This is a genomic window from Halapricum desulfuricans, from assembly GCF_017094465.1.
Taxonomy (GTDB): Archaea; Halobacteriota; Halobacteria; order Halobacteriales; family Haloarculaceae; genus Halapricum.
On sequence record NZ_CP064792.1, the window covers coordinates 150,521 to 163,724 of the forward strand.

At 55.5% G+C, this 13,204-nt stretch carries 9 protein-coding genes and 3 pseudogenes; 6 read left to right on the forward strand and 6 right to left on the reverse strand.

Annotation, left to right across the window (positions count from 1 at the left end):
- Nucleotides 1–360 precede the first annotated feature (360 nt).
- Entirely contained in the window at nucleotides 361–1,761 is a 1,401-nt protein-coding gene (locus tag HSEST_RS14345) for a transposase (RefSeq protein ID WP_229123055.1), read from the forward strand.
- A 50-nt stretch (nucleotides 1,762–1,811) separates the two neighbouring features.
- Here the strand turns inward: HSEST_RS14345 and HSEST_RS14350 are convergent.
- From HSEST_RS14350 to HSEST_RS14370, 5 genes and pseudogenes are all read right to left on the reverse strand, one after another.
- Nucleotides 1,812–2,197, reverse strand: a pseudogene (locus tag HSEST_RS14350) (hypothetical protein); the annotation flags it as partial.
- A complete protein-coding gene (locus tag HSEST_RS14355; RefSeq protein ID WP_229123056.1) occupies nucleotides 2,194–3,144 on the reverse strand; it encodes a MarR family transcriptional regulator in 951 nt (316 codons plus the stop codon). The gene HSEST_RS14355 and the pseudogene HSEST_RS14350, both read right to left, overlap by 4 nt.
- 10 nt (nucleotides 3,145–3,154) lie before the next feature.
- On the reverse strand, nucleotides 3,155–4,486 hold the full coding sequence (locus HSEST_RS14360) for a hypothetical protein (RefSeq protein ID WP_229123057.1): 1,332 nt from the start codon (nucleotides 4,484–4,486) through the stop codon (nucleotides 3,155–3,157).
- 117 nt (nucleotides 4,487–4,603) lie between these two features.
- Nucleotides 4,604–5,278 carry a hypothetical protein gene (locus tag HSEST_RS14365; protein ID WP_229123058.1) on the reverse strand — a complete coding sequence of 225 codons (675 nt, stop codon included), beginning with the start codon at nucleotides 5,276–5,278 and terminating at the stop codon, nucleotides 4,604–4,606.
- A gap of 163 nt (nucleotides 5,279–5,441) precedes the next feature.
- A pseudogene (locus HSEST_RS14370) lies at nucleotides 5,442–5,761 on the reverse strand (hypothetical protein).
- 1,018 nt (nucleotides 5,762–6,779) lie between these two features.
- Between HSEST_RS14370 and HSEST_RS14380 the strand changes: the two are divergent.
- Entirely contained in the window at nucleotides 6,780–7,445 is a 666-nt protein-coding gene (locus HSEST_RS14380; protein ID WP_229123060.1) for a hypothetical protein, read from the forward strand.
- Nucleotides 7,446–7,657: 212 nt separating this feature from the next.
- Nucleotides 7,658–8,785: an HNH endonuclease signature motif containing protein gene (locus tag HSEST_RS14385; protein ID WP_229123061.1), complete on the forward strand. Its 1,128-nt coding sequence runs from the start codon at nucleotides 7,658–7,660 to the stop codon at nucleotides 8,783–8,785.
- A 617-nt stretch (nucleotides 8,786–9,402) separates the two neighbouring features.
- Here the strand turns inward: HSEST_RS14385 and HSEST_RS14390 are convergent.
- Nucleotides 9,403–9,723 (reverse strand): annotated as a pseudogene (locus HSEST_RS14390) (transposase); the annotation flags it as partial.
- Between the two features lie 277 nt (nucleotides 9,724–10,000).
- Between HSEST_RS14390 and HSEST_RS14395 the strand changes: the two are divergent.
- From HSEST_RS14395 to HSEST_RS14405, 3 genes are all read left to right on the forward strand, one after another.
- Nucleotides 10,001–11,134 (forward strand): serine hydrolase domain-containing protein, encoded by a 1,134-nt coding sequence (locus HSEST_RS14395; RefSeq protein ID WP_229123062.1) that lies wholly within the window; start codon nucleotides 10,001–10,003, stop codon nucleotides 11,132–11,134.
- A 256-nt stretch (nucleotides 11,135–11,390) separates the two neighbouring features.
- Complete coding sequence (locus HSEST_RS14400; RefSeq protein ID WP_229123063.1) at nucleotides 11,391–12,611, forward strand: RNA-guided endonuclease InsQ/TnpB family protein; 1,221 nt, start codon at nucleotides 11,391–11,393, stop codon at nucleotides 12,609–12,611.
- A gap of 145 nt (nucleotides 12,612–12,756) precedes the next feature.
- Nucleotides 12,757–13,014: a hypothetical protein gene (locus tag HSEST_RS14405; protein WP_229123064.1), complete on the forward strand. Its 258-nt coding sequence runs from the start codon at nucleotides 12,757–12,759 to the stop codon at nucleotides 13,012–13,014.
- Nucleotides 13,015–13,204 lie beyond the last annotated feature (190 nt).

Below are 13,204 nucleotides of genomic sequence, written 5' to 3' on the forward strand. Positions count from 1 at the left end.
ATCTCCATCGCGCTCGAGAATCTGCTTTGCGACCAGTCGGTCAATCGCTTCATCGACGGTGTCTTCCTGATCGTCCGAAAGTGCTCGCACATTCGCGAGGACTCGATCTCGAAGTACTTCGACGTTGTCGATCCCATCGTCAGCAGCACTCAGAACAGTATATTCGACCTCGAACTCCGTCCCGAACTCTGCGAGAGCGGTGAACCTGTTTGGAAGCCCCGACAGTGAGTTTACGGATAATCGAGGAGAAAGCCTCGCGCTTCAGCGCGGGAATGAATCCGACGCGACATTCAATAAACCACCAGACAGAGCCTCCTTGCAATCCATATGTTTATATTAATATATACTGTATCTTGACGTGTGAGCGACCAGCCACAACGAACGAACACGTACACTGCCGAGCCGGTCAGTGACCGGTATCGGGAGTGCCTGTTCGACTGGCTGGCCGCACACGCCCCACTTTGGAACCAAATCACCTACCGTCGCCGTCAACAATACTTCGACGAAAACAGTGACGTGTGGGACGCCGAGTACACCGACCTCTACGAAGAGTACGCCCCAATCCTTGGCAAAGCGACCTGCCAGCAAATCGCCCGGAAAAACAGCGAAGCCTGGCGCAGCCACTTCGAGTTACTTTCTCAATATCGAGATGGATCGAATCACGCTATGACGGAGCAACCGTCACCACCCGGGTATTGGGGCAATCGTAACGAGGGCTACGACTTGCACGGCCTCGTTCGGAACGATCTCTACACGTTCGACTGGAATGAGAAAACGAGTACACTCGAATTCGGCGTCGGTGATGTCCTCGAAGATCGGTACGACTTCAAGCACAACGAGCGCGTAACGCTCGAAGTGCGTGGTAATCCACACTGGCGTGGCGACGACAGTCGATTGGAACTCATCTACGATGAGCACGCTGAGAGGCTTCGTGTCCAGCACCCTGTCCGCATTCAGTCAGACGATCTCCGTGAACAGCGGCAGGCTGCATTCACTCATACACTCGATTCCGAGAACACGACCCACTCAGCAGCTATCGACGTCGGCGCAAACAACACGCTGGCGGTCGTCACTGAAGATGGCGACACCGCCGTCTACCACGCTCGCCCGGAATTTGACCGGTTCCAGCAACAGTCCGAGCGAATCGCAACACTCCAATCGGAACTCCCGGACGACCAGTACACCAGCAACCAGATTCAACGCGTGTACGACGAGCGGTCACGACAGCGTGATCATAGCCGCGATGCCGCGGTCAAACACGCCGCTGAGTGGCTGCTTGAACGGAACGTTGGCACAGTGTACGTCGGTGATTTGACCGGCGTACTAGAGACGCACTGGTCGGCTACCGTGAACGAGAAGACCCACGCGTTCTGGTCACATCGGCAACTTGTTGCCCGAATCACACTCACACTCGGTGCTGTCGGTATCACGGTGATGGAGACTGATGAATACGATTCAAGTAGTGAGTGTCCCGAGTGTGGGAGCGACGACGTCGTTCGGGATGGCGACGAGTTCCAGTGTCAGGGTTGTGGGTTGAATGCTCATAGTGACGTGGCGGGGGCGTGGAATATGTTGCAGTCTGAAGTTGGGCCGATGGCTCGGCCTGCTGCCCTGTCTGCTGAACGCGGCAGGGACGCACCCACGGATGGGGCGTACTGGCAGTGGAATGACCACAACTGGACACCCGCCGATTGTGGGGAACAGTCGTGGTCGCTCGACCAACCCAGCCTCAGCGAACCCGCAAGTTCACAGCCGGGGTAATCGTCTGACTGGATTACCCACGGAGGAATCCTCGCGCTTCAGCGCGGGGAGGAAGTCAAGAATCTCCCGGTCCAGAACTCTTCGGCCCGGTCGCGCATCCGGTCGGTGATCCAGACTTTCCCGACGATTTGCTGTTCGAAGATATCGATTCGAAACCCGCGCTTGTCGTGATGCAGTTCGACGGTTTTTCCGACGCCCTCGAACGACTCCGTTGGTTCATCCACAACTGTGAATCCCTGTGACGTGAGCGTCTGGTAGACGTGTTCGAACTCAGAGACAACACCCACCGCAAGATCGATATCTTCGGTTTGGTCTTTCAATCCCCGGACCGTCATCGCAGATCACCGAGGAGATACACTGTCACGGACTCCGACAGCCAGCTATCGAACTCCTCGAGGAACTCTTTGATTGCCTCGCCACCTTTGAATACCGTCATACTACACCGTACTGCTCTTTGAGCGCCATGAATTCTGATTCACTTGGAAGGACGACAGGGATCTCGTCCGAATCTTCGACCCCTTCCTGCAGTGCCTGGTACATCGCAGCGACCGTGGTTTCCAGATCGTACCACGTTGCCGTGTCTGTGAGCGTCTCCTGGTCGATGTCCAACGCCTCAATCAACAACATTGCATAGCTAACCCGGCGGGAGCCGCTATCGAGGGCGAGCGTGTGACACACCACTTCGCCCGGTGTGAGTTCCTCGTCGGGCGCGTACCAGAACGCGGGCTCACCTGCAAGAAAGAATTGCAGCCCGTACTCCTCGAATCGACCAAGCCCAGTCACCTGCCAATCTGGTGCGTCTAATAGCGCGTCTGTATCTTCAGTGGTCTGCACGCGGACGAGTGTTCGTTTCGGGTCGCACCACTCGATAGTCGCACTCGGCGCGATTTCCCGGGCTCGCGATCGGTGCTCGTGGGTCACGACGGCCTGCGCGAACGCCAGCAGCGGTGCAAGGTCCTCACTTACCGCGTACTCGGGGCCGGACGGAGACAGCATCGCCCGATTTTTGAGCGGCGACAGCGCCTTGTGAACGCCTTGTCGAGTAATCCCGAGTCGCTCTGCAATCTCGGATACTCGACGGGGTTCGTCGAGAAACCAGCACACTTTGAGGGCGGCGGGCGAGAGGAGGTCAGCCCATTCAACGTGACTAAGCTCCGACTGCAGCGTCCGGTATGCTTCAATGACTGGGTGGTCCGCGACACGGACTTTCCGCTGGTTGTTGGGCCCACGGCGTTCGACTAAGAGCCCCACGTCCAGCAACTCATCAAGCATCTCGTAGATGTGTGTCTGTGAATACCCGGTTTCAGTTGCGAGATCCACTGGCGTCGCTTCTCGGCCGGTACTCAGAGCGTCAATCATGGCGATTCCGGCCTTTGAAATCACTGTGTATACCCTAAAACCCACTCGTATATATAGGTTTCTGGATTTGGGTTGACGTCCGGGCTATCTGTCGGTCACCGATGCTCGTCACCGAGTCGATAGCCGGAACCTGCGCGGAGTGGGCGGTGCCGCTGGTCTCCGTGCTCACAGTCCGCTCCGCTGGTTCGTGTTCCGATCGGTCGTCCTCCTCGGAGTCGTCGGCCATGTACGGCTCGGGGGCGACAGGCTCTGGTTCCTCCTCCATATCTGGCTCGTCCCGTTCTTCGGCAAACAGCTCTTTCCGGGTCGCTTCGACCTGTCCGGAGGGGACATCGCTCCCCACGGTCCGCAAGCGATTTTCGAGCGTCGTCCCGGGCTCTGGCTCACCCAGTGCGTAGTCGACGAGCGTGTTCACTGCCTCGTAATACTGGGGAATGTCGAGCCGTTCCGTGTATGCACCGGTCAGAGCGTCGACGAGCGCCCCGCGGTCCAGCGTCCGGTCGACCAGTACCCGGACGATGCGGTCTCCATCCCGCTCGAGGTGGTACGCCTGTGGCTCCGGCGGCCGGTTCTCGTCCCAGCTCCCGTCGGCCAGCGAGATCCGAAGGTCGAGGTTCTCGACGAAAGTCAGCTGCTCGTAGAACGTCCGGGTGGCGCTGCGGTCTTGGTCGACTAGGGAAGCCGACTGCCGGTTTGTCCGGAGCCGGAGCAGAAGCGCAGCGAGCAACGTCTCGAGCCACGCCTGATCGACGTCGGCGTTACCCATCGAGAGGGGGAGCGGCGGGCAGTCCTCGTACGCCGGCTCCCTGCGGACAGCCGTTCGCAGGTCTCTCGCCCCACAGTAGCTGCCGAAGCTCGCTGCCTCTGGCTTGAACAGCGCCAAGATGGGGACGCCGAGTTTCGCGTACCGGTCACGGCTGCTTCGGGACCGGACGTAGTACGCCTCGCTCGCGGGGACGAGCTCGTACCCCTGGCCGACCCGGCAGAGGAGGTCAACGTCCCCAAGCCCGGTTTCGTCTGGGCGCCACTCCGACGGGAGCGGCTCACCCTGTTCAAGCCCGGGGAGCAGTTCCGCGATGCGCGTGTACAGCAGCTCGACAGCGCTGGCGAACTGGGCGGGGTCTTCGGAGCTCTCGAGCAGCTCCCCGATACGGTTGATAGCGTGGTAGGCATCCCGTGGAGAGAACGACTCCTGATCGAGGCGCCGGCCGATTCCCAGTGTCTCGGCGAGCGTCGAGACTGCCTCGGGTTCGTCCGTCTCCCTGGGCGGGAACCCCGCCGTGACTGCCGTTCGCCCGGTTCTTGATACTGTAACCGAGCAGGGACAGTAGCTGTTCAAGATGCCCCATATTGTCCGGCCGCCCATCTGCAGAACTCAGCTCCTGTGTCAACACCCGGTCTGCTCGTGACGATAAGCACTTCTCGCTCACGAAATCATCGACCAACCACATCGGATATTCGATTCTACAGATGGGCGATCAGATTATGTCCTGCTCGGTGATGTGGACTTATTTTCCGAATCCGTGCTATCTCCCTTCTCATTAGTTTCTATCCGATTTCTCCAATAGTTATCGGCCTCTATGAGCTCATGGATTCGGGGAAATAACCCGGCTGGATACTCTTCCTCTAGCCCTGTTCGCCAGCGAGCTTCGGCAGCTCCAGATGCTTTTCGAGCATTAATACTATGTCTCACCGTTAATAAGTCGTCTTTAACTGTCGCAAGTGCCATCAACTGGTCCGGCATACTACGTACTAATTTGGCCTCAGCATCGGCTATTTTATAATATGCTTCACGGATATTTTGGATGGCTGCATCGTGACTCCCCCGAGGGTGTACTGGGTAATACTCTGCGTCAGATACGACCTCTGACGGGATAGCTACTACTACAGAGCCGTCTTCGCGTGAGTGATTCCGTTCTTTCAATACATAGTATTCTCCTGCTTCGAGTAGCTCCCCATTTTTTGGATGGTACTGCTTCCCCGGTTCTGGATGCGTTAGATTCGAACAAATTGCCGTTCTAATTTTGATGTGTCCACGCTCCTGGGCGTGCTTGTTATCTAGGAATCCATGATTTTGCACGAATAAGGAAGTATCATATCGAACTCCGATTTGGTCAACGAACAATTCGTCTATTTCGCCTCTTATTTTTCGCTGCATATTTACAACATTATACTAACATCACTTATACTTTTTCACTATAATTAGAAGTATAACTTAAATCCTTTGATGGAGAGTACTCCCAGCCTTTCGCGTGTTCACTTCGCGCATTTCATCTCGCATACGGGGTGTGATGGCCCCGCTAATCGAGGATATTGTCTCCTCACTCGTCAGGATCGACTGGCCCTCTATACTTTGACTTGATCTTCTTGACTTTTCTCCATTGCCAGTAGTAGCGGTTATTATTGGTCTTCTTGATCGTGATTATAGCCTTCGACGGGACGTCGCCCGGTAGATCATCGGGGCGTTCTTCGATTTTATCTTCGTCCGAATCTCTTCGAGGCGCTCCTCGCGGGCTTTGTGCTCTGCTCACTCCTCGGGATATCGAGCAACGTGCTGGCGTTGTTCCTGATTATATCCGTTGAGCGTATCGACAATGTTTGTTGGAAGGTTCGCTGGTGATGTCGATGGCTGGTAAGACATCGGCTGTCGCCTCGTGTTAACCAACACAGCCGCAAATAACATAGATCTGTTGGTTAATAGAAACCGGCTGATTGAGATCACCCAATGGCGACTCAAATCACCAAATTTCTATCGTTCTTACAGCGGAGATTGGTGATAGCAAGCATTCTAGCGGCTTCCCTGTCTCGACAACGGGTTCAAAAACCAGTTCCGAGCCGGTTTCTGTGTCGATAAGCAATCATAGCCATACTGCCAGACTGAGATAACCAGCTAATCCGCACACTGTCGCCAAGTAGATAGTTAGTTCTTCACGTTTCGATCATCACTCTCTGAACTATCAACTGGTTCAGGGGGAGAGTCTTCACAAACGACCTCTCGCAACTCTTCAAGGAGGTCTTCCCGATAGTTTGAGAGAATTTCAACGTCCTTGTCAATATTCTCAATTTTAGTACGAATACGGCTAATCACTCGATATCTGTAACTATCAGAGACATCGGCGTCCCCTTGCAATATCTCTCGTTCTCGATCAGTGAGTAGACCTCTGTACTGATCATCAGCCATGCAAGCGAGTAAAGTGGCGTCCTACATAGTATCTCTTACTACCTGCACGCGGAGAAACTGTATAGAGTAACAATACTACTTACAGTAACTATTAAGTGCCTGTATACAGTAATGTCATCTGTGGACCCCATCTCCAAGAAGCGTGACACAGCGTAGAAGCGCCCAGGTGGTCAGAACACCTGAGCTGGGGCTTCCACAAACGGTGCTAGAACCCCATGAGGAAGATAGACTCCCCAAATCAAGAACCCATCGCTAGAGAAGCAACCCTCACGATGCGCATCGACTGGTACCTGGACCAGGCCTGCCGGACGAGCTGGCCGATGCTATCCGACTCTGCAGTCCAGACGGCATTACCCCGGCAGTCGAGCGCAGCCACCGACACGTCAAACGTGGCTATACGATCAACACTCTCACAGCCACCCGTCCGAGGTCCAGCGTGCGACCCGGCCGAGCCAACAAACACGAATGGTGAGCCGCGATGACGCAGCTCACTCAGCGTGCATTTGATATCGAAACGACGGGCTTCAACGCGATGGATGCGGTGACAGTCGTCGGCTTTGAGCGTGAGTTGGGCTATCAGGTATTCGTCCAGACAGGCGACCGCCCACCAGGCGATGTCGCGACGGCCGTTCAACAGCGGACTGAAGAACATGTCCAGGTCGACACCCACCGCACGGAAGGCGAATTGTTGACAGCTGTTGCCATATTCGTCTCCGAGCAGCTTTCGCCGGCGGATGTCCTGCTTGTGGCATACAATGGTGAGACTTGGCAGGGAGGGTTCGACTTGCCTTTCCTGCGGACGCGCCTGGCTGCCTACGATATCGCCTGGCCATTCGTAGATGTCCCCTATGCCGATCTGCTGCCCCTCGTGAAGACGCTGTTCAACACGACGGCTGACGGCGAGACAGGCGCTGATCTCGTCACCGCCTATGATGTCCTCTGCGATGGTGACGCCGGCGCGTATGACCCCTTTGCCGAGAGCAGTGAGGCGGTGACCGCTTTCGAGGCCGGGCAGTATGCCGATGTCGCTATGCACAATGTGGCGGACATCCTACGGACGGAAGCGCTGAGTTCCCTCACCCAGCGGTACTGCAGCAAGTCCGACTTCGACCTCAAGTCGCTCACGGCCACGATCGATGCATAGGGCTCATACGCTCGTGTTCCCAGCTGTATCCAGTAGTCAGACGGCGAGCAAACAGCTGTCTGTACAGCAACGACTGAGCGCCTGCTCCGTCACTCGAGACCGGCGTAGAATGCGACTAGATCGCACAGCGAGAGTGTTGTCGCTACTGAGCAGCAAGACGAGCAGTAGGTCAGCAACCCGATCGCCAGCAACTCACGAAACATACGAATACAATGTCACCACCAGAACACACAGTAGACGACACGCGACGAGCAACAGATAGAGAGCCAGCGACACAGACAGCCAGCGACGGCACGAACCAGCCGTCGACCTACAGGACCACCGACACTGACTCAGTCAATGCAGCGACACGCAGGGAGGTGCTTAATGACTATGGCCACCGCTGCCAGATCTGTGGGCGTCGCGATCCTGAACACGGAGGTCTAGCGACGCTACAGGTGCACCATATCGACCGCGATCCAAACGGTATGGACGTACACGACCCGGCGAATCTCACTGTGTTTTGTCGGTCGTGTCATACGTGGGTCCATAACCGATCGACAATCGCGGAGTCGCCGGTCGAGTTATCGGCGGCCGATCGAAACAACCTTCTGCCGCAAGATATCGAGATCTTGGAATATCTCGAAGCACACGGCCCAGCACGGACGGGTGATATCGTTGAAGCAGTCTCGGTCGATCTGACTGTCACTGCCCTACGCGAGCGTCTCTGGATGCTTATGGGGCTGGATAACGTCGTCGAGTCACGCGGGCGACAGCTCATCGACAAGGACGTCGAGACGAACGAATGGGGGTTGCCCGAACAAATCGCGAACTCCTCGCGCGGCCATATTCCAGATGAGACGCAGACTCTCCTCCAGCGAGTAGAAGACGAGCAAGTGCGCCAGGCACTCGAGCGAGGGTGTTCACGCGAGGATGTCGCCGCTGTCCTGGGTACGACGTCCCGGACCACCTTTACCAAAGAAAAACGCGCTCGCGCTCTCGATTTCCCGCTGGACGCGTTCAGTCGTGGTCGGCCCTCAGCGAGCAGTCCGACTGACAGTGACGAGTCGGTTAGAGATAGTGAGCGCCCAGCTGGAGATGTTGATAATTCACCAGCTGAGGACGTGACCAAGTCAGTGAAGACAGCATCCAGCTCAGGGAGCAGTGTTGAGGCCCAGGACGTTATGGGACGCAGTACGGATGAGACTGCAGACGATACTGACCTTGGGGACGTCACAAACTGTTCGCAAGTAATCTCACTCCCGGTTCTGCTTTCAGAACAGTCTAACCAAAGTCTTGCCGAGTTACAGGAGTCCCTTCCTGAGAATATTTGCGTCTCTGGAGTGTTCAGTGGGCCCTGACGGATTTGGATGCTTAGGCTGACTGGAATATTATCTTAGATAGACTCAGATAGTGTTGGCACACTCTCGTATAAGGCATGTCCCTAATAGGGATAGCTTGCCTACAGACTCTATCTTGCGTGGTGGTTGAAGTGGTGTTCGTGGTGATAGTGGTTCTGCATGTATGTCCGGAGGGGGGTCTAGGTAAGAGGATTGTCGGAAAACCCTCGCACGTAACGAATAGTAATTTTGCGCGTAACGTTTGCAAGTTACGAGTATTAATACTCGTTACGCTCAAGCGTAACTAATAATACGCTCTTATAGGATATTATATATAAGTGTGTATTAATTTACACTGTCCACCTGCACAAAGTGCAGCCACAAGTGGCGCAAGTCCTGACGGCCCATCTCGCGATGCTGGGGCTCTACAAGTCCGATTTGGATCTGAAAGAATACTCTTGAGAGGGCTCTGGTGAATCGCTGGACTGCATCGGTTTCGATCGTTAGAACGAGGAGTATGAAGCGGGAAATCGGCGATGGTCTATGTCGAAAATTTCCCGCTTCACAAGCAAAGTCGTTCAGTTAGCTAAAAATGCTGTTGGTGGCCGAGGCGCGTCCAGCGCTCGCAGAAAGCGCTAGACGCGCCGGTAGACCGTCTTGTAGGAGACATCGATTTCGACGTCTAACTGTCTGAGGCTCGTGTTGAAACGGATGTAGGTGTAGACGGCGAGAAACAACTTTCTGAGCTCAACCGCAGAGTGTTCAAAGACGGTGCTAATCTGATCGTTGAATGTGCGGTCGCAATCCTTACAGAGATACCGTTGAAACACTCGATAGCTGCCGTACCGAATCACAGATTCGGCCCGGCAGCGTGGGCAATAGAGGCCATCGCGCCAGCGAACCTGTCGGAGCAGATTCGCGGCGCTCGCCTCTGAGTTCGGCACTTCGAATGGGAACATATCGGGTGACGCTGCCGCGTCACCCTTGCCCGCTACGCTTCTATAGCGCCAGCTCTACTTGACCAACAACCTGCTTCCCAAGAGCGTTGAATGAATCAACCTTGCTTATCGGCGTTCCTTGGAGTTGAGTCAATTTCGTTAAGTGTCTCTGTCGCCTCGTGTTAACTAACATAGCTGCAAACGGCATAGATTTGTTGGTTAACGGTACACGGCTGAGCGAGATTGTCTGATGACGACCCAAAACATCAATTGACACGGACTATAATCCTTAATGTGTATGTCACACATTACCGATAGCGATCACGAGCAACTACGAGCGGAATTTGACCGTCACCTTGACGTCGGCCTGCACCACGGCGCGCAACTCGCGGTCTACGTTAATGGCGAGCTGGTCGTCGATTTCGCGGGCGGTATGACAGGGCCCGATGGTAAAGAGACGACTCCCGAGACCCGCCATCTGATTTTTTCGTGCACGAAACCGTACGCCGGCGTTGGATTACATCAACTGATCGAGGACGGTGAGGCCGATTACGACGACCCAGTCGTCGAGTACTGGCCCGAGTTCGCTGACCCCGGCACGCAGAAAGCTGACATCACGATTCGGCATGTCCTCAGCCACACGGCTGGCATCCCGTACGGTGAATTTGACGACAAAGCCGAGAAATGGAGCGACTGGGACGCGGTCGTCCAGGCCATGGAAGATATCGAACCAGTGTTTGAACCGGGCGAACAGCCAGCATACCACACGTTCAACTATGGCTGGCTTGTCGGCGAACTCATCCATCGACTTAGCGGACAGCCTGTCGAGGAATACGTCGCCGAGAACGTGTTCGATCCGTTGGGGATGGAGCAGTCATCTATCGGGCTCGCGGCCAACGAAGACGACGATGTCGCTACGCTCACTGGTTTCGAAGTATTCGATCGCTGTCGTGATCCGGGTGAAGGCCTTGGCATTCCGGCGTCTGAATCAGCGGCCGCGTTCAACGACGATGCAGTACGGCGCGCCGTAGTCCCGGCTGCGACCGGAATTGGGACCGCTCGCGATATGGCGCGATTCTACGCATCTATGGCCAACGGTGGCGCACTCGATGGGACTCGCCTCTTGGAGGAGACTACTGTTGCAGAGGCGACGCGGACGCACGCCGAAACTGACTCGGACGGCACGCTCTCGCGGCCAGCACGCTACGGCCTCGGATTCTGGACCGGAGGGCTGGCAAACGATATGTTTGGGTCGCTCAGCCGCGAACGTATGTTCGGTCACGCTGGTCTCGGCAGCATTTTCGGATGGGGCGATCCAGAGCTGAACGTCGGATTCGCCTATGTGACCAATGGCATCCGCGAGGAATCCTGGGAACACGCCGCCCGCGTCGCCGGTATGTCTGATGCTGTGCGACTCGCGCTACTAGAGTAAAAAACACTCACTCTTCTCAAAAGAGAGGTCTCGATACTTGCGAGTGAGGCTGGGGTAGACTAATATCCATCTTGATACAGCGAGGGAATCCCGCCCTTCCCGTGAGTGACGAGTGTTCCGACCAGTCAGAACCGAGGAGCGAACAGGGCGGGAGGGAATCGCGTAAGCTCTACACGACAATCCACCAGCTACACGACTACTGACTCTCCAATGTTATACTACTATATGAACAATTTTTATACTTATTCAAAATCGTATGGTAACTGTGGAGCTTCGACGTACTGCCGTCGTGAAACTCGACGTAGACGACGACGCTCACCGCCTTCTCCAAGAGACGATAGACCGCTTCAAACAGGCCGCTCAGATGGTCGCAGACGACGGCTGGAACGGCGCAGAAGACGGCTACATCGTCACGTCGAAAACTGATCTACACGACAAGACATACGACGAAGTACGCGAAGCCACTGACGAACTCAACGCTGACCTCGTCTGTGCCGCGCGGAATCGGGCCGCCGACGCACTCGATTCCTGTGCTGAAAAACGCAAAGACGGCGAGAATCCCTCGAAACCACAGTTTACGTCGGATTCGGTCGTCTACAACCGCAACGCGGTTACCTACTACGACGAGTACGCCACGCTTGCCACTGTGGACGGACGTATCGAAGCCGAGTACGTCCTGCCCGACGAGGACGTGCCACCGACAACCTACTTTGCTGACGAGTGGGAGAAACGCGAAGCGACGTTGCATCACCGTGACGGCGACTACTACCTCCACATCGCTGTTGTGAAAGAGACGAACATAGAGTCGGAAGATGCCGAGAACGGAACGGTTCTCGGCGTAGACTTGAACGTGGATGGACACCTTGCGGTCACTTCGAGTGGTGCGTTCATTGGCAACGCCGACTATCTCAACCACAAGCGGCGTGAATACGAGAAGCAGCGTGGACAGATGCAACAGACTGGAACGCGGTCGGCACACCTTACGATGAAATCACTTGGTGGCAGATTCGCCAACTGGAGTGAGGACTACCTGCATCGTGTCTCGAAAGCACTGGTGCAGGAGGCTCTCGCTCACGACTGTACCCACATTGCGTTCGAGAAACTGAAACATATCCGCAAGCGTATCTCGAACGCGAGTAAATTCCAGCAGTGGGCGTTCCGTCGCATTCAAGAGTACACCGAGTACAAAGCCTCCGAATACGGGATTGCCGTCGAGAAAATCGCGCCACAGTATACCAGTCAACGGTGTAGTCACGTTGACTGTAGCTTTACCCACGAAGACAATAGAGACGGAGACGAGTTCGAATGTCTGAAATGTGGGCACGAATACCACGCCGACTACAACGCTGCGAAGAACATCGCCCGGAAACTACTCCAGAACTGGCACAAGTCTGGTTCTGGAGGGGCAACCGGTCACCTTGCCCTGAAGTCGGGGACGTTGAACGTGAACGGCATCTTCACGCCTACCACGGTCTAGCGGTCAGAACGGGAGTCCACCGACAAGCTCCGCCGTTTACCGCGGAGAAGGTGACGATGTTCCTGCCTACCCGTTACCGCAAACTGCACTAGACTCTCTGCCTGCTCACGTCCGAGCAGAACTCGAACAGAACGGCGCCATCCAGATGGTCGCCTCGTATGACCCTGAGAAGCACCAGTTCGAAGACGTCGATCTCGCATGGGACGACCAGGACTTCCTCGAACGGGTCACAGAACTCATTGCAGGCGAACTCTCCCTTCATGAGGCTATTGACTGGGTCGTCGTTGAGGAAGCAGAACGATATACTGTCGCCCAGTGGGCCGATGTTCGAGATGTGACCGAAGATGCAGTTCGGTCGAATATCCACGCCGCACGTGAGAAATTGCTTATTGAATCTGAGTAATTTCTACAGGCGGGGTAGGGCGAGTGCCTCGGGGCTTGCCTCCGAGGTACTTCACAGTCCCATCTCTAGCGTTTCGAATTGTAGCGCTACTACCGTTTCAGTACTGAACTGATACATCTGATCGAGAACCTTCCTAGAACAGGAACCTATCGATTCGCTATTGAAGTCTCACTAAGCACGGTATGATTTT